Origin of the sequence: Limosilactobacillus ingluviei str. Autruche 4, from assembly GCF_000312405.1 — a bacterium.
GTDB classification, from domain to species: Bacteria; Bacillota; Bacilli; order Lactobacillales; family Lactobacillaceae; genus Limosilactobacillus; species Limosilactobacillus ingluviei.
In genome coordinates, this window is sequence record NZ_HE997175.1 from 64182 (window position 1) to 81562 (window position 17381).

Consider the following 17381-nt stretch of genomic DNA (forward strand, 5'->3'; position numbering starts at 1 on the left):
GGAAAGGGATTCTTGATGCAACTACTGGGGAAATCAAATCTGTGGGTAAATGGTCTACTGCTAAGTGGGAAACATACTCAGCTCCAGAATTTAAAGGTTACACTCCAGCCCCGGCTCAAATTGCTGAAACTACTGTGAACGAGGATACTCAGGATACAACTGTTGAGATTAGCTATACAGCTAACGACCAGACGGCTACGATTACCTACATCGATGACACGACGGGCACGACGCTGATGACAGATACTGCTAAAGGTAAGTTTGGTCAGGCGATTGCCTTTAAAGTGGCACCAAGTCAGCGGATTAGTGATTATGAAGGCCAACACTATATCCTAGTAGGTAATATATTTAAGGACAATAAGTATCAGGCTGATAACCAAAAGAACCGGTTTGAGGTTCACTTCAAGCATGCGACTACGCCGATCAGTGATACGAAAACGGTCACTGAAACCATCCACTATACTTACGCTAACGGCTCCCCGGCCGTTGGTGATAAAGTTCAGACTGTTCGCTTTACGCGGTCCGGAACGACGGATTTGGTAGATGGCGTGACAACGTGGCAAGGTTGGATGCCAGCAGCTGGACATTTTGCTAGTGTTGATTCGCCAATGATTGCTGGCTACACACCGAGTGAGGCTGAGATTCCGGCCATTGCGGTTCGTTATGGTGACCCGGATGTCAAACGTACAGTAAAGTACACGGCTAACCAGCAGCAAATCACCGTCAACTATATCGATGACGTGACCGGGCAAACGTTACAATCTAAGACCTTAACTGGGGCTTCTGATACTTCCGCTAACTACACGACGCAACCAACGATTGCTGGTTATCTTGGCCAACACTATCTGCTGGTTTCTGATGAAACACAGGGACAGGGACTAACCTTTGACCATAATGATCGAGTCAACCAGGTTTATGAAGTTCACTTAACACACGCCACTAAACCGGTTAGGGATGTGAAGAAAGTTAAGGAAACCATCCGGTATGTCTACGCTGATGGTAGTCAGGCTGCGGATCTGAAGACGGTCAGCGTTGATTTTAAGCGAAATGGGACGACGGATCTGGTTATTAATCAGACCAAGTGGGGTGCCTGGAAACCAGCAAACCAGCAGTTTAAGGCGGTTCAATCACCAACGATTACTGGTTACACACCAGACCGTGCCAGTGTTGACGCCATTACGATTAACCCGACTAGCGATAACGTTACCCAGATGGTTACTTACACCGCCAACGACCAGACGGCTACGATTACCTACATCGATGACACGACGGGCACGACGCTGATAACAGATACTGCTAAAGGTAAGTTTGGTCAGGCGATTGCCTTTAAAGTGGCACCAAGTCAGCGGATTAGTGATTATGAAGGCCAACACTATATCCTAGTAGGTAATATATTTAAGGACAATAAGTATCAGGCTGATAACCAAAAGAACCGGTTTGAGGTTCACTTCAAGCATGCGACTACGCCGATCAGTGATACGAAAACGGTCACTGAAATCATCCACTATACTTACGCTAACGGCTCCCCGGCCGTTGGTGATAAAGTTCAGACTGTTCGCTTTACGCGGTCCGGAACGACGGATTTGGTAGATGGCGTGACAACGTGGCAAGGTTGGATGCCAGCAGCTGGACATTTTGCTAGTGTTGATTCACCAACGATTGAGGGTTATACACCCGATGTTGCGGTGGTTGATAAGTTGGTAGTTAACCCAGAAAGCAGTAGTGTGGTCAAAACGGTTACCTATACCGCTAAGACCGCACCTGCAACGCCAACAAGCCTATCAGTGCCAACGAGTCCTTCAACACCAACGAGTCCGTCGACACCAACAAGCCCGTCAACACCAACGAGTCCAACCATGCCAACGGCACCGGTTAACCCAACCACACCTGGTGCCAATACCAACATTCCGGGTGCAGTCGTTACCCCTGGACAGGCAACTACCAACGATAATCACCAAAAGGCTAACCAATTGCCACAAACTGGTAATACTGACCACAATGCTGAGTCAGTTGTCGGTGTCGGCTTAGCTGCCTTAGCAGGTATCTTTGGTTTGCTTGGACTGAAAAAGAAGAAGCGCGAAGACCAATAATGATTCCACAAGCTAATTGTGGTAATCAGCGAGTTTCGTAACTAATCGTTAACGAAACGAAAAGCCCACGAGATGGCAGATCAGAAATGCCACCTTCGCGGGCTTTTTTGTAAGCACGGCATAATAGACCGTATTTAGCAGAATAGCGCTCAGAAGTATCCTTGAAGGAAGGACAACTTCTGAGCGCTATTTGCGTCTATTGAGTTCCAAATTTACGTTGAATTTCTGGATCCCACGGTAAATAAGCCTCCCAGACTGGACTTTCAGTCCATGTGAAGGCTGATAGGAGATGTTCTAAGTACTCACGTACTTTGAGCTGATTTAACTTAGCCGTTTGAATGAAGGTATACCAAATGGCGTTCGCTTCAGCCCCAGCTTCGGTTTTCGCAAATAAGTAATTTTTGCGTCCGATAGTTGTTGGCCGAATCAGTTGTTCATCGGACTGGCGTACTTCCAGCAAATGGTGAGAAGCGTGACTGGGATTTGAGTTCAGCCTATTCAGAAGCTGGTCACCTAATTCCAGATCTTGCACCAGGCCTGGGTGCTGTTAAGTTCAAGGAGTTTCATAACCTGGCTGCCAATCAATTTTCACGAATTGTTAAGGCCACCGGAAAAATGAACGGACCTTATACAGTAGGCGTGGGGATCTTTGATATTGAATATCCGAAAAACTACAAAGGATTCGTAATTACCCCGAAAAATGTTGATGATGGTCCTCGATATTTTCGGCAGATCCAAGCGGTCTTTGAGTCTTGGGACTTTTTTCCCAGCCTCTTTCCGGCCAAACATCATCAAACTAAATCACGAAAAAACCGGCGCGCTTGAACCCTCAGGCGCGCCGGTTTGGCATTTAGTTTGATGATGTTTGAATCTGACAGCAACTTAAGCGTAACCGTTATTTAACGGGTGCGTGAACCGCAGCCGAATTTTCGTCCGGAGCTTGATCCCGCAGCATTTGTTCGATGTCTTCCAGTGAACGACCCCGGGTTTCAAAGACCTTGGCGTGAACAAACCAGATCCCCAAGAAGCACAGGACCCCGTAACCGATGAAGAGGCTCCCAGTCCCGAAGAAGTCAAGCAACGCTGGGAAAGTCAAGGAAACGATCAAATTGGCGGTCCAGTTGACAAACGAACCAAAAGAGTTCCCTAAGCCCCGGATGTTCAGCGGGAAGATTTCCCCCAGCATGACCCACATGACGGGACCCCAAGTTGCGGAGAAAAAGGCAATGTAGATCGTCATTGCCAAGACACAGATGATGGCTGCCGTTCGCGAACCACCGGAGAAGTGCATCCCAAAGCTCATGACAAACAGGGAAACCCCCATCCCAAGTCCACCGAAGATCAGCATCTTCTTGCGGTCGACCTTGTCCATCAGCGCCATGGCAATGGCGGTGACAATCACGTTAAAGATCCCAATCCCGATGTGGGCCAGTAGGGCAGCGTTAACCCCGAACCCAACGTCGGTAAAAATGGTTGGGGCGTAGTACAGCACCGTGTTGCATCCCATCACTTGTTGGAAAATCGTCAAACCAATCGCGGCGACCAGGGATGGCCGCACCATCGTCCCAAAGAGTTCCTTCAAGCCCCCGTTTTGCATGTGGACTTGTTCATTGATCTTGGCCATGTCGGTGTCTACGGCGGCCGTATCGTTGTTGTTGATGTTCATCAAAATAGCCCGGGCATCGGCATCCCGACCGATTTTCACCAGGTAACGCGGGGATTCGGGTAAGAACAGCCCCCCGAAGAACATGATTGCGGCAGGCAAAGCAGCCAGCCCTAACATCCAACGCCACCCCGTGTAGAGGTTTTCAAAGCCCCAGTTGACAACGTAGGCCAAGAAGATCCCGGTCATGACCATCAGTTGGAACAGGGCTGAGACCGTCCCCCGCTTCGCCGCTGGGGACAATTCAGCCAGGTAAGTTGGAATCATTGAGGAGGCGGCCCCCACGGCCAACCCTAAGATGATCCGGAACAAGACTAAGGCGATGAAGTTGTGGGCAAAGGCACAGCCCAGGCCCCCAACCACGAAAATCAAGGAAGATAATAGCAATAATTTCCGCCGGCCGTAACGGTCGGAGCTGGGCCCGATTACGACGGAACCAATCATGGCCCCAAGTAAGACCCCGGAAACAACCCAACCTTGTTCCCAAGAACCGAGTGACATTTGCTTTTGGATAAACAGGATCGCCCCGGAAATAACCCCGGTATCGTACCCGAAGAGCAGGCCACCTAAGGCCCCGAAGAAGTAAATAAAGCCAGGAGAAACTTTCTTCATGATTAGTGACAACTCCTTTTTTAAAGGCCCCAACGTGCTTCACAGAATCGTTAGGACATGTATGATTTGAAAAGAGAACCAAGTTAGCTGTCAAATGAGTTGGTTTTGTAAATCAACCAACGTGAGAAGTGTAACATAATTCGTCGGTTCGGTAAAGCGCTTTCTTAACTCTGCTCAACGATCGAAATTAAAACTTTCATTTAATAGCGCGGAAAAGCGGGGCGGGAATTTTCGCTAGCCAAGTGGGGCTCCGAAAAAAATGACCAGAAATTTCCGGGAAAGGGTTTACAAATTTGGCTAAAGGGACTAGTATATGACTCGTAAGTTAGTTGTCTAAACAAACTATTTAAGATTTTCCGTAGGAGGCTATTCACATGAGTGATTTATGGCAAGGAATTGACAAGGTTCAATACGTTGGACCACAACATGGTAAGAAGTCGGGATTAGCGTTCCAATACTACAACCCAGAAGAAGAAATTCTGGGCAAGAAGATGAAGGACTGGCTGCGGTTCTCCGTTGCCTACTGGCACACCTTTGACCAACGACTGGTGGACCCATTTGGGGACGGCACGGCCACGCGGCCATACGACAAGTACACGGACCCAATGGACAATGCCTTGGCCAAGGTCGACTACGCCTTTGAATTCTACAACAAGTTGGGCGTTGACTACTTTGCTTTCCACGACCGTGACTTGGCCCCAGAAGGCAACACCCTGCGTGAAACCAACGCCAACTTAGACAAGGTCATCGACAAGATCGTTGAATACCAAAAGTCAACGGGGATGAAGGTACTTTGGAACACGTCCAACCTCTTCACTAACCCACGTTTCTTATCCGGGGCGGGCACGGCACCATCGGCAAAGATTTACGCTTATGCCGCAGCGCAATTAAAGCACAGCCTGGAAGTCGGGAAGCGCGTCGGCGCGGAAAATTACGTCTTCTGGGGTGGTCGTGAAGGGTACGAATCCCTTTGGAACACGGACATGAAGCGTGAACAAGAACACATTGCCAAGCTCTTCCACTTGGCCAAGGATTACGCAAACGAAATTGGCTTTGACGCCCAAATGCTGTTGGAACCAAAGCCAAAGGAACCAACGACGCACCAATACGACTTTGATGCGGCCACGACCTTGAACTTCATGCGCGAATTTGGCTTGGACAAGGACTTCAAGCTGAACTTGGAAGGCAACCACGCCAACCTGGCGGGCCACACTTACCAACACGAAATTTGCGTGGCGCGCGAAGCCAACATGTTAGGTTCCTTGGACGCAAACCAAGGGGACAAGCTGATTGGTTGGGATATCGACGAATACCCATCCAACCTCTACGAAACGACGGCGGCAATGTGGGAAGTTGTCCAAGCGGGTTCAATTGGACCACGCGGGGGGCTGAACTTTGACTCCAAGCCACGTCGGACTTCTTGGACGGCCGAAGACCTCTTCTACGGTCACATTGTGGGGATGGACACCTTTGCTGCTGGGCTGCGGGTTGCTGCGGCGCTGAAGGAAGATGGCTACTTAGACGACGTTGTCAAGACGCGTTACGCTTCTTGGGACGAAGGTCTGGGCAAGGATATCGAAGATGGCAAGGAAGACTTCAAGAGCTTGGAAGCCAAGCTGCTTGACGTACCACAAAGTGAACTGCGGGCCGCAACCCAATCTGATCACTTAGAACAAATCAAGGACACGTTGAACCACTACATTGTCCAAACGTTGGCCAAGTAAGCCAGCCGGTGTTGTTCAAGTCGTAACGAATCATCAATCACACACTTAATCTAATCACACGCATAATTTTCAATGTTCACCAAACTGGAAACAAAGGCTAATCACTTGAGACGGTGGGAATGGTCTCAAGCGACAGATTCGTGATGGAAATCTGGCATAGACAAATTGGCGGTCCAGCCAAGGCCTGGGCCGCCAGGGAATAAATTGCAAAATACATGGAATTTGGATTCGCATCACCGCATAATTGGGTGCGGATCCTTTTTTCTTGCCCAGTAGGCAAAATGATTTTGGAGGGAGCAAAATGAGTAAGTACGTCATCGGGGTCGACCTGGGAACCAGCGCCGTCAAGGTATCAGCTATGGACAAGGCGGGGCAGGTCGTGGCCCAACAAAGTTATGATTATCCGCTGAGCCAACCCCAACCGGGCTATAGTGAACAAAATCCCCAAGACTGGCTCTATGCGACGACGATCGCGTTGGACCGGTTGATTTTAAAGGATGGCTTGGCCAAGGAGGACTTAGCGGGGATTTCATTTTCTGGCCAAATGCACGGCTTGGTTTTGTTGGATGAAAACAATCAAGTCCTGCGGCCCGCAATTTTATGGAACGATACCCGGACGACCAAGCAATGTGAAGAAATTACCACGCAAATGGGCGACCGCTTTGTCGAACTGACGGGGAACCGGCCCTTGGAAGGGTTCACCCTGCCAAAATTGCTGTGGGTCAAGGAAAATGAACCGGAAATTTGGGCCCAAGCCAAGACCTTCTTGCTGCCCAAGGATTACGTCCGCTTCTGCATGACCGGCGAGCTGGGGATGGACTACTCCGACGCGACCGGGACGGTGCTACTAGACATCAAAGCGGGACAATGGAGCCAAGAAATTGCCGATACCTTTGGCATTCCGATGAGTATGTGCCCGCCACTGCTCAAGTCGATTGACCAAACCGGCACGATTTCCTCCGCTTACGCGACCTTCTCGGGCTTGAGTACGGCGACGAAGGTCTTTGCCGGTGGGGGTGACAACGCGTGTGGGGCAGTTGGCGCCGGGATTTTGCAACCGAATATGGTTATGTCGTCAATTGGGACGTCCGGGGTGGTTTTAAAGTATGAAGAACGGGCCGACGTCGACTACCACGGTCAAATTCAATACGAATGCCACGCGATTCCGGATACCTATTACTCGATGGGGGTCACTTTGGCGGCGGGGCACTCGCTGAACTGGTTTAAGCACCAGTTTGCCAGTGAGGAAGCCTTTGATGAAATGGTGGAAAAAGCCAGCCAACGGCCCTTAGGCGCCAACGGGCTGCTCTTTACGCCGTACGTGGTGGGGGAACGGACCCCGTATGCTGATGCGGATATTCGCGGGAGCTTTATCGGCGTTGACAGTATGCAAACCAAGGCTGACTTTACCCGGGCCGTGATGGAAGGGATCACCTTTAGTTTCCGTGATATTTTAAATATCTATGATCAAAACGGGCAAGAATTTGATACGGTCGTGGCGATCGGTGGGGGCGCCAAGAGTGATTTTTGGTTGCAAATGCAAGCTGACATCTTCAATAAAAAGGTCGTGGCCCTGACCAACGAACAAGGGCCGGGCTTAGGCGCCGCTATGATTGCGGCAGTCGGCCTGGGGTGGTTTGACAGCTTGCAAGCTTGTGCGCAGGCCTTTGTGCACTTTGGCCAGACCTACCAACCCCAACCGGCGAACGTGGCGCGTTATAACGAACTTTACCAAATTTATCACCAAGTTTATGCCCAAACCAAGGGCTTAACCCATGAGCTGATGGCTTTCCGCCGGCATGGTGAATAATTAAAAATTAGTTAATTTGATAATTTTTATGGTAACGGTTACAATGCTGAGGGTTGATTGTTTGACAAAATTGTAAAGGAGGAGATAACTGTTAATTAAAATATCGAACAATGTGGAATAACGCTCTCTAATGTCCGTGAGAAAGACAAAATGTAGGATGGATATTAGGAAACTAGCTAACCAAAATAGCCAGCGTCATGCCAGCGAAAAACTTGCGAAACGAAGGGAACAGTGAGATGATTAAAGTGTCAACAACACGATTGTTTGATCGTTTTTTTGGTACTTTGGCGATCTCACGTATCCGAATTGGTGGCTTGAGAGGTGGTGACTGTGATGTTGCGCACGCAAAAGGTAAAGTTATATCCAAATCAGACGATGAAAAAAGTACTCGATGACCTGTGCGATTACCGACGCTACTGTTGGAATCAGGGTCTGGCCCTTTGGAACGATATGTATGATGCTTCAGTGATCCTCGCTGATAAGAAGCAGCGGCCCAACGAACGCAAGGTTCGGAATGAACTGGTTGCTAATAAGGCCGACTGGCAGTTTCAACTGTCGGCGCGGTGTCTGCAGTTGGCGATTTCTGATCTGGGTAAAGCGTGGCAGAACTTTTTTGACCGGGCCCAACCAGATTGGGGCAAGCCCCACTTTAAGTCGAAAAAGGCCCCCCGCCAGGGCTTTAAGACCGACCGGGCCAAACTGGTTAACGGTCGCTTACGACTCGACAAACCGCATGGGGTTAAGGAGACGTGGCCCGACATCAAGTTCAAAGGTGCCCGTAATTTAACTGGTGAATTGAAAGTCGTTTCAATCTATCGGGAAAACGGCCAGTACTGGGCCAGCTTACCTCTTGAAGTTATGATGGGCCCGAAAGCGAAAACCGGTGCGAAAACAGCGGTCGACGTCAACGTCGGCCATCTTGATTACACGGCTGGCCGACTCAACACCTTGCCTAGTCACCTGCAAAAAATCTATAAGCGGATCAAGCATTATCAACGAGTACTAGCTCGCAAGCGCAAGGTTAACGGTCGGTTGGCCACCCAAAGTAAGAATTACGCCAAAACGAGAGCCAAGTTGCAGCGTGATTACCGGCGGGTGGCTAACGTCCAACACGACTTGATGCAAAAATTCACGACCCAATTGGTCAACACTTACGATCAGCTCGTGATTGAGGACCTCGCCGTCAAAAAGATGCAGATGAGTCATGTTGCGGCAAAAGGGCTCCAACGTTCCATGTTTGGGTATTTTCGTCAGGTTCTTACCTACAAGTGTGACTGGTACGGGAAAACTTTACTGGTGGCGGATCATTTTTATCCGAGTACCCAACGCTGTTCCGTTTGTGGCCATATCAAGCAAGACGATGATAAGGTCACTTTAGCCGGTAATCACAAGCATCACACGAAGCATGATCAATATATCTGTTACCAATGTGGCGCGACGCTGGACCGTGACGAAAATGCGGTCGCTAATTTGTTAGCTTTGCTTTAAGTTGTCATGGAGCCAGGCTATTGGCTCTGGGGAAGCTCTTTCCTCTGGAGGTCATTCTAGTCAGTCCCTGTCGCTGACCCCAAGTTGGGTGAGTGGGAATACTGGCGTTTTAACGATGATGAATAAAATTTAGAAAGGAAAACTATATTCTTTCTAACAGCATAAAAGGGTTGCTCTTCTATGTTGTTCTACATTTTATATAGCAGTTTGAAACCAATGCATTTATTCAAAAAATTAAGTTTAGCGGTCGTAGCGGTAACGACCAGTGCCGCCCTTGGCTTGACCGCACTGCACCAACCCCAAGCGACCGCCGCGCCTGACAAGACCGTGACGATTTACTTAACGCGCCACGGGGAAACGACCGGGAACGTCATGGGCCGGGTGCAAGGTTGGAGTGACTTTCCGTTGACCAAGAATGGGATTATGGTGGCCAACGATTTGGGTTACGGGCTGAAGGGGATCAAATTTGATCATGCCTACAGTGGGACCTTGACCCGCCAGGAACGGACCGCCCGGGCCGTCCTGGATAAGTCGGGCAACGGCAACGTGAAACTGACGACGACTAATAAGCTGCGGGAAGGCGGCTACGGCAGTTTTGAGGGTGACAGCATTGCGGCTGACAACGCAAAGATTGCCGGGGTTTACGGCTACCAAAGCGGCGATGAATTCCAAAAGCAAACCGGCAAGGATTATTGGAACAAGCTGCAAGATGCTTACTATAAGCTCGATCAAAGCAACGAACCGAACACGAAGTTAGCCCAGGCCGACCGGGCGGAAAGTGCCCACCAAGTGCAAAAGCGGATGCAAAGTGAAATGGCCACGATTGTCAAAAACAGCAAGAACAATGATAAGGTGTTAATGGTCAGCTCGGGGATGTCGATTAATGAATACTTGTCGACCCTGCCGGGCAACAAGTACCAAGGGGCACCGTTGAAGAATGCCTCAGTAACGAAGATTGTCTATCATAATGGCCATTACCAAATCAAAGGGGCGATCGGTTCGTTGCACTATGTAAACAAGGGGGCACAAAGTCACAAGTAGCCCCGCTGACAATCAACCCCAAATTAGTGCTTAAAATAACGACGGCTAGTGAATCCGCGCGAGGACTCACTAGCCGCTGTTATTTTCTAGCGTGTAATTTCACGGTCATAATGTGCAAAATCGTGGCTAAAAGGGCGAAGAAGATGATGACAAAGGAGCCATAGGTCCACCAAAAGCCACCGTGGGGCAGTAACTGTTGGAGGCCCATGGTGATCAGGGTCATTAAAGCGACCACGACGAAGAGTTGCAAGTAGCGTTTCATGGTTTGATCATCCTTTCGTTGGCTGCGGTTGATTTTTTGACTCAGTTTTTGCAAAGTTGCCACTTTCTCCGGTGCCAAAGTCGGCGTCGGCCAAGTACCAGTCTGGACGGCTTCGCCCAGTTTAATCAGGCCAGCCGTCCCCAGGACTTGATCAACACTTTGGAACGTGGCGTCGGTGACTGGGCTAAAGAGGTTGGTCCATTTCCCCTGGTAGCAGTTGGTCAAGGTCACGTAGTGCTTATTTTTAAAGCGCCCCGGGTGCATGCCGCCGGCTTGGTCGACGCGGACTAAGTGGGCGCGCAAGGCATCGAAGAATTGCTTTAATAAGCCGCTTTCGTGTCCCCAGTAGGTAGGGGTCGCGATTACCCAAACGTCACTTTGGATCAATAGTTGGGTGAGCTGGCCCAGATCGCGGTTTGGGTGGCGCGGGGCTGCCAAGTGGAGATTATACTCATTTAAGTTGACCGTGACGGTGGTGTGGGGGGCTTTGACCCCAGCCAGCACCGTTTGCAACATTTGGGCGGTTACCCCGCTTGGATCAGTCCCCGCAAAAATTCCTAAGACTTGCATGACAGAAAATACCTCGCTTTAATGAAAAGGCCGCAACACCCGAGGGCAGTTGCGGTCGAACTTACTTTTCTTTTAAGTACTTGCTTTGGACCAACAGGGCTTTGGAACGTTGGTCCATTGGCCGGTAACCCTTGGTGAACAGGTGGCGGAAGTACATCATATTATAGAAAAAGGTAAAGACCACGGCTGGCCATGGGAAGGTCAACAAAGCGCTGAAATGGAAGGTCAGGGCAAATAAGACGTAAATTGCGTCCCAAACCAACATTAGCGCAAAGTTATACCAGTCCCCCCGGAAAACGGCGGGCAGGGGGCCAAACCAGAAGGTGGTCCACGAAATCCCGACCTTGGCGATCCGAATGTCACCAGCGTCGTTGATCACTTTGGCGTAGTTCGGTGGGACGGGGACATTTTTTAAGAAATCCTGGTTGTCATTTTGATTGCCAAATGGGTTTTGCACTGGCGGGCCTCCTTATGATTTAAGTTAACTTATTAATTTTAACACATTTGGGTGGGGTTACGCGATGCTGCCCCCAGAAAAGCTCATTCTGAGAAGTTTGTAAAAAAATCAGGCAAAAGGGTTGACGAAGATTAGAAAACAATGATATGATTCTGACAATCAAATGAGCGAAACAAACATTTAGAAAAGCAGAGTAACTGATGGCGGCTACCAAGAGAGCTTCTGGTTGGTGGAAAGAAGTTGGCTTAGATTGGTGAAGATGGGCTTGGAATGGCACTGGCGATTCATTAGTCAGTGACGGGTTTGCACCCGTTACCAATGCAGGGTTATTCAATTTTGAGTAACTCGGCAAGATTTCACCTGTGAGGGTGAGATGAATCAAAGGTGGTAACACGAGCAATCGTCCTTGATCGAAGCAAACTTCGGTCAGGGGCGATTTTTTGTTTTCCCCGCCAGCAGCAGGCTGCCGACTAAGTGGGCGTGGTTTTAAGAAAGGGAGTTGTGAAACATGAAGAAGCGCAAACAAAGAAACTTGATTATTTGGCTGATCTTAGCCGTCGTTGTGGTTGTGGGTGGGATCTTTAGCTTTGCCCACTCCCAAAAGCAAAAGGCCCAAACCGTTACCGTGGGGGTGATGACCCAAACCAACGCGGAACAAAAGATTTGGGAACAAATTGCCAAGACCGCTAAGGACAAGTATGGGGTCACGGTAAAGCTGAAGAGCTTTACTGACTACACCCAACCCAACAAGGCCTTAGCCAACGGGGACGTTGACTTGAACGCCTTCCAGCACTATGCCTTCTTGGACGCTTGGAACAAGGCTAACAAGGGTAGTTTGACGCCAATTGGTAAGACGTTCATTACGCCAATTCACCTGTACTCGCAAAAGTACACCAGCTTAAAGCAATTACCAAATGGAGCGACGATTGCCGTGCCAAACGATGCTTCCAACGAAAGCCGGGCCCTGTTTGTTCTGAAGAACGCCGGCTTGATCACGCTGAAGAAGCAGGCCGGCACTTTGGCCACGGTGGCGGACATCAAGTCCAACCCCCACAACTTGAAGATTAAGGAATTAGGGGCTGAACAAACTGCCCGGGCATTATCTGACGTGGATGCGGCCGTGGTGAACACGAACTACGCGCAAGCCGCAAAGTTACCAGATAAGGACATTCTTTACACGGAACCGGTGAACAAGGATTCCAAGCAATGGATCAACGTGATTGTTGCTAACAAGAAGGACAAGAACAAGGATGCTTACAAGGCCGTAGTGAAGGCTTACCAAACCAAGGAAGTTAAGCAACTGATCCACAAGTACTACGGTGACAAAGAAATTACGGCTTGGGATTTGAACCTCAAGTAAGACGCAACACGGCAAGGGAGGAACGTTTATGGCATACATCATTGATTTGGATCACGTCTCAGTAACCTTTGGCGATCTTCACGCGGTCTCCGACGTGACCATCAAAGTCGAAAAGGGCGATGTCTATGGGGTCGTTGGTTATTCCGGGGCGGGGAAATCCACTTTGGTGCGGACCATCAACCTCCTGCAGTTACCCACCGCGGGGACGATTGAAGTCGCGGGGACGACCCTCTTTAAAGACGGCCAGGCCCAAGTGACCAGTAAAGAACTTCAGGAAAAGCGCCGGAATATCGGGATGATTTTCCAGCACTTCAACCTGTTAAATGAAGCAACGGTGATTGACAACGTGGCCTTTGCGCTCAAACACAGCGATTTAGATGACGATGCGATTGAAGCCAAATGCTACGAATTATTGGATCTCGTCGGTTTGAAAGCCAAGGCCGAAAACTATCCGGTCCAACTCTCCGGTGGGGAGCAACAACGGGTGGCGATCGCCCGGGCGTTAGCGAATGATCCAGAAATCTTGATCTCCGATGAAGCGACCTCCGCGCTGGATCCCCAAAATACCAACCAAATTTTGGACTTGTTAAAGCGTTTGAACAAGGAGCTGGGCTTAACGATTGTTTTGATTACCCACGAAATGGACGCGGTCAAAAAGATTGCGAATAAAATTGCGGTCATGCAGCACGGTCAAGTCGTTGAACAAGGCAAACTGCGCGACGTTTACCTGCGGCCGAAGGCGGAATTAACCCGGCAGTTTGTTGGGGGCTCGTTGGCCGCGGCCGAAACCTTAAAGGCCTTTAATCTAGGGACGCTAGGTGAGAATGAACAATTATACCAAGTCGTTTTCAGTGCTCAAACGGTGACGAAGTCGGTGATCTTAGAGCTCTACAAGCAAGTGGGCGTTGATGTTTCCATGCTTTACGGAAACATTGAAGTCTTGGGTGACGAACCAGTTGGGACCATGTTCATCCTGGTCACGGGAGACGAGCAGCAACAAGCCCAAGTGGAAAGCCTTTTGAAGAGCTACCAGGTCGAAGTAACCAAAGTTGATGGGGGGATCTTAGCATGAGTGAATTGATTTCAAAGTACCTGCCGAACGTGGCCAACTTAGGCTGGACCGGTGACAGTGGCTGGGGGACGGCACTTTTTCAAACCATCTTCATGACCTTTTGGCCAGCCGTAATTGGCGGACTGTTAGGGTTGATCTTTGGTTTGGCTTTGGTATTAACCAAGGACGGTGGGATCTTAGCCAACCGGGCCTGGTTTAACCTGTGCGACAAGATTGTTTCCTTCTTCCGGGCAATTCCCTTCATTATCCTCTTGGCCTTCATCGCGCCCTTTACCCAGTTGGTGGTCGGGACGCAGATTGGGACCACGGCGGCGTTAGTGCCCCTGTCATTGGGGGTCTTTCCCTTCTTTGCCCGCCAGGTCGAAGTAGCCCTGGAAAGTGTCGACCGCGGGAAGGTTGAAGCCGCCCAAGCCTTGGGTTCGACCAACTGGGATATCATCTTTGATGTTTACCTGAGTGAAGCCCGTTCCGAATTGGTCCGGGTCTCCACGGTGACCTTGATCAGCCTGATTGGTTTAACGGCGATGGCCGGTGCGATTGGTGCTGGTGGCTTGGGGAACACCGCCATTGCCTATGGTTACAACCGGTTTAACAATGATGTGACGGTCGTGGCGACCTTCTTGGTACTGATTTTGGTCCTGATTGTGCAATTAGTCGGGGACTGGCTGGCCAAGAAGTTGAACCACCAAGTCCGTTAAGGGTTAATGCTTGATGATTTTAAAGGGGCTGGGGTGCACAAGCTGCACGCCGCCTCCTTTCTGCATATTGGGAAGGGGCGTTTAGGATGGATAAAACTACCAAACTACAAATTTTAAAGGAGCTCTTGCAGATCAATTCCGTGAATGGCAATGAAGTCGCGGTTGCTCGCTACTTACAGGACTTATTTGCCCAATACGGGCTTACGGCCACGGTGGATGAATTTGGCAACCAACGGGCGAACCTGATTTTGGAAGTCGGCAGTGGCGACCGGGTGCTGGGGGTAACCGGACACATGGATACCGTGGCGGTCGGTGATGAAGCTGCTTGGCACCACCCGCCCTTTGGGGCGACGGTCATTGGCGATAAAGTGTACGCCCGGGGCGCGGCTGATATGAAGAGTGGCTTGGCGGCGCAAGCGATCGCGCTGATTGAATTAGCCCAAGCCGGCGCCTTTCCAGGCCATGTCCGCTTTTTAGCGACGGCCGGCGAGGAGTTTGGGACCCCCGGAGCCAACCGCTTAGCGGCGCAAGGACAAGCGACCGATTTAGCGGCCTTGCTGGTGGGGGAAGGGACCAGTGGCAACGTTGTCTATGCACACGCTGGGAGTATCAATTACCGCTTGACCAGCCAGGGGAAGGCGGCCCACTCCTCGACGCCGGAACGGGGCATTAATGCCCTGGCCCCGTTGGTCAGCTTCTTTGCCAAGGAACAACACCTCTTTGATGAGGCCGCGGTTGATCCCTTACTCGGCCCAGTTAAGCACAGCGTGACGGTCATCAAGGGGGGCGAGCAGGTGAATTCGATTCCCGCGACCGCTGAGTTATTGGGCAACGTGCGCCCGACCAAGGCGGTGCCTAATCAGGTGGTGATTGAACGCTTGCAACGCTTAGCAGCGCAATTGGATGCGGCAACGCCAGGGATCAGTTTGGAACTTGAAGTGCTCCACGATTTCTATCCGGTGGCCTCAGCGCCAACGGGAGCCTTTGCCCAGTTAGCTTTGACGGCGGCCAAGCAGGCCTTTGCCACCTTGCCGGGGCGCCCGGTGCCGACGCTAGAAACGATCAATGGCGCCACGGACGCCAGCGTCTTTGCCAAGGTAAACCCAGACTTACCGGTGGTGGTCCTCGGGCCAGATGCGTGGGAGTGTTCCCACCAGGTAAACGAGTGGACGACGATCTCATCGTATTTGGCGGTGATTGAGGCCTACAAGACGTTGATTACCAACTTTGCCAACGCATAAAATTCGCCCCTGCCTTCGCCGGTGTAATAGCCAGCGCGGGCAGGGGCGTTTTGTTAATTCCGGAAAATTATTGGTGACTGACGACAAATTCGTGAATCCGGTGGATGGCTTCCTTTAAAGTGGCCAAATCGGTCCCATAACTTAAGCGGACGTGACCATCCATGCCAAAGGCGCTCCCCGGAACGAGGGCGACGTGAGCTTCGGTCAACAGGGCGGCGACGAAGGCATCGGTCGTGGCAAAGCCAGTCGCTGCAACGGCCTCAGCAACGTTCGGGAAGAGGTAAAAGGCACCGGCCGGTTGGCTTTCCAAGTGGAAGCCCGGGATGGCTTCGACCAGGGGTTGGATGGTATTGAGCCGCTCTTCGTAGGTGACCCGCATTTCTTCCACACAGGCTTGATCGCCAGTTAAGGCGGCTAACGCGGCATACTGGCTGGCCGCCGTTAAGTTGGACGTGGCCTGACCAATGAAGGCGGCCAGCGGCTTGATCAACTCTTCGCTGGCGACGACATAGCCAACGCGCCAACCAGTCATCGCATAGGCCTTCGACAGGCCACTGACCAGGATGGTGTGCGTCTGAATCGCTGGGCTTAAGTCTAAGAGGGACGTAAATTGGGTGCCGTTGTAAACCAGCGCCCCGTACATATCGTCAGCGATGATCATCAAGTCTTTAGCCACGGCCCAATCCCCGATGGCTTGCAGTTCGGCCTTGGTGTAAACTTCACCGGTTGGATTGGTCGGGGAATTTAAGATTAAGATCTTGCTCTTGGGGGTCCAAGCGGCATCTAATTCGGCGGGGGTGACCTTTAGCTGGCCCGGGGCGGGCTGCACTAAGACGGGCTGGCCGCCGGCTAACTTAACTTGTTCACTGTAACTGACCCAGCCGGGGACGGGAATTAAGACTTCATCGCCAGCTTCTAAGAGGGCTTGGCTGAGCGCGTAAAGGGCGAATTTACCACCGGTGGTTACCACTACGTTGGCAGCAGAGAAAGCCGTGTGGTGCTGGTGGTTGGTGAATTCGGCCACGGCTTGGCGCAACGGTAAGATCCCCGTGGCGGCCGTGTAAGAATCAGCCTGGCCAGCTTCGATCGCCTTAATGGTGGCTTGGCGGATATGGGTGGGGGTATTAAAGTCGGGCTCCCCGATCGTTAAGTTCAAGACGTCAATGCCCGCGGCTTGCATTTCCTTGGCCTTAGCGGACAGCGCCAGGGTTGCTGGCGGGGTAATGTTTAAGACCCGGTGGGATAATTTCATGATCGTTCCTCACTTTTTGGTTGATTTGCCGAACAATGGCG

At 50.9% G+C, this 17381-nt stretch carries 14 protein-coding genes and 1 other annotated feature; of the genes, 10 read left to right on the forward strand and 4 right to left on the reverse strand.

Features of this window, described 5'->3' with window-relative positions; genetic code table 11:
* A partial coding sequence (locus tag BN54_RS07630) for a mucin-binding protein (RefSeq protein WP_191976455.1) occupies positions 1-2090 on the forward strand: 2090 nt, incomplete at its 5' end.
* Between the two features lie 417 nt (positions 2091-2507).
* Positions 2508-2915 carry a hypothetical protein gene (locus tag BN54_RS07635; protein ID WP_155818347.1) on the forward strand — a complete coding sequence of 136 codons (408 nt, stop codon included), beginning with the start codon at positions 2508-2510 and terminating at the stop codon, positions 2913-2915.
* Positions 2916-2985: 70 nt separating this feature from the next.
* On the opposite strand, the gene BN54_RS07640 is transcribed toward BN54_RS07635, so the two are convergent.
* The gene (locus BN54_RS07640; protein WP_019206597.1) at positions 2986-4365 is read right to left on the reverse strand and encodes a sugar porter family MFS transporter; all 1380 of its coding nucleotides are present in this window, start codon (positions 4363-4365) and stop codon (positions 2986-2988) included.
* 374 nt (positions 4366-4739) lie between these two features.
* Between BN54_RS07640 and xylA the strand changes: the two genes are divergently transcribed.
* From xylA to BN54_RS07660, 4 genes are all read left to right on the forward strand, one after another.
* Complete coding sequence (xylA, locus tag BN54_RS07645; protein WP_019206598.1) at positions 4740-6089, forward strand: xylose isomerase; 1350 nt, start codon at positions 4740-4742, stop codon at positions 6087-6089.
* Positions 6090-6390: 301 nt separating this feature from the next.
* Positions 6391-7899 carry a xylulokinase gene (gene xylB, locus BN54_RS07650; protein WP_019206599.1) on the forward strand — a complete coding sequence of 503 codons (1509 nt, stop codon included), beginning with the start codon at positions 6391-6393 and terminating at the stop codon, positions 7897-7899.
* Between the two features lie 333 nt (positions 7900-8232).
* Positions 8233-9387, forward strand: coding sequence for an RNA-guided endonuclease InsQ/TnpB family protein (locus tag BN54_RS07655; protein ID WP_019206600.1), 1155 nt, complete (start codon positions 8233-8235; stop codon positions 9385-9387).
* Positions 9388-9603: 216 nt separating this feature from the next.
* Entirely contained in the window at positions 9604-10428 is an 825-nt protein-coding gene (locus tag BN54_RS07660; protein WP_040470089.1) for a histidine phosphatase family protein, read from the forward strand.
* Positions 10429-10507: 79 nt separating this feature from the next.
* Here the strand turns inward: BN54_RS07660 and BN54_RS07665 are convergent, their stop codons facing one another.
* Together BN54_RS07665 and BN54_RS07670 are read right to left on the reverse strand one after the other, a co-directional pair.
* Positions 10508-11260, reverse strand: a complete 753-nt coding sequence (locus BN54_RS07665) for a flavodoxin family protein (protein WP_019206602.1) — start codon at positions 11258-11260, stop codon at positions 10508-10510.
* 61 nt (positions 11261-11321) lie between these two features.
* Positions 11322-11717 carry a hypothetical protein gene (locus BN54_RS07670; protein WP_019206603.1) on the reverse strand — a complete coding sequence of 132 codons (396 nt, stop codon included), beginning with the start codon at positions 11715-11717 and terminating at the stop codon, positions 11322-11324.
* Positions 11718-11889: 172 nt separating this feature from the next.
* Positions 11890-12128 (forward strand) — a binding site (T-box leader).
* Positions 12129-12225: 97 nt separating this feature from the next.
* Between BN54_RS07670 and BN54_RS07675 the strand changes: the two genes are divergently transcribed.
* From BN54_RS07675 to BN54_RS07690, 4 genes are all read left to right on the forward strand, one after another.
* Positions 12226-13077 carry a MetQ/NlpA family ABC transporter substrate-binding protein gene (locus BN54_RS07675; protein WP_019206604.1) on the forward strand — a complete coding sequence of 284 codons (852 nt, stop codon included), beginning with the start codon at positions 12226-12228 and terminating at the stop codon, positions 13075-13077.
* Between the two features lie 28 nt (positions 13078-13105).
* The gene (locus BN54_RS07680; protein ID WP_019206605.1) at positions 13106-14149 is read left to right on the forward strand and encodes a methionine ABC transporter ATP-binding protein; all 1044 of its coding nucleotides are present in this window, start codon (positions 13106-13108) and stop codon (positions 14147-14149) included.
* A complete protein-coding gene (locus BN54_RS07685; protein ID WP_019206606.1) occupies positions 14146-14847 on the forward strand; it encodes a methionine ABC transporter permease in 702 nt (233 codons plus the stop codon). The genes BN54_RS07680 and BN54_RS07685 overlap by 4 nt, the downstream gene beginning before the upstream one ends.
* 86 nt (positions 14848-14933) lie before the next feature.
* Complete coding sequence (locus BN54_RS07690; protein WP_019206607.1) at positions 14934-16088, forward strand: ArgE/DapE family deacylase; 1155 nt, start codon at positions 14934-14936, stop codon at positions 16086-16088.
* A gap of 67 nt (positions 16089-16155) precedes the next feature.
* Here BN54_RS07690 and BN54_RS07695 read toward each other — a convergent pair whose 3' ends face one another.
* On the reverse strand, positions 16156-17340 hold the full coding sequence (locus BN54_RS07695; protein WP_019206608.1) for a pyridoxal phosphate-dependent aminotransferase: 1185 nt from the start codon (positions 17338-17340) through the stop codon (positions 16156-16158).
* Positions 17341-17381 lie beyond the last annotated feature (41 nt).

Excerpts from the sequence above, each read along its gene's own strand:
- BN54_RS07640 (WP_019206597.1), bottom strand. The coding sequence starts at position 4,365 with ATGAAGAAAGTTTCTCCTGGCTTTATTTACTTCTTCGGGGCCTTAGGT.
- xylA (WP_019206598.1), top strand. The coding sequence starts at position 4,740 with ATGAGTGATTTATGGCAAGGAATTGACAAGGTTCAATACGTTGGACCA.
- xylB (WP_019206599.1), top strand. The coding sequence starts at position 6,391 with ATGAGTAAGTACGTCATCGGGGTCGACCTGGGAACCAGCGCCGTCAAG.
- BN54_RS07655 (WP_019206600.1), top strand. The coding sequence starts at position 8,233 with ATGTTGCGCACGCAAAAGGTAAAGTTATATCCAAATCAGACGATGAAA.
- BN54_RS07660 (WP_040470089.1), top strand. The coding sequence starts at position 9,604 with ATGCATTTATTCAAAAAATTAAGTTTAGCGGTCGTAGCGGTAACGACC.
- BN54_RS07665 (WP_019206602.1), bottom strand. The coding sequence starts at position 11,260 with ATGCAAGTCTTAGGAATTTTTGCGGGGACTGATCCAAGCGGGGTAACC.
- BN54_RS07675 (WP_019206604.1), top strand. The coding sequence starts at position 12,226 with ATGAAGAAGCGCAAACAAAGAAACTTGATTATTTGGCTGATCTTAGCC.
- BN54_RS07680 (WP_019206605.1), top strand. The coding sequence starts at position 13,106 with ATGGCATACATCATTGATTTGGATCACGTCTCAGTAACCTTTGGCGAT.
- BN54_RS07685 (WP_019206606.1), top strand. The coding sequence starts at position 14,146 with ATGAGTGAATTGATTTCAAAGTACCTGCCGAACGTGGCCAACTTAGGC.
- BN54_RS07690 (WP_019206607.1), top strand. The coding sequence starts at position 14,934 with ATGGATAAAACTACCAAACTACAAATTTTAAAGGAGCTCTTGCAGATC.
- BN54_RS07695 (WP_019206608.1), bottom strand. The coding sequence starts at position 17,340 with ATGAAATTATCCCACCGGGTCTTAAACATTACCCCGCCAGCAACCCTG.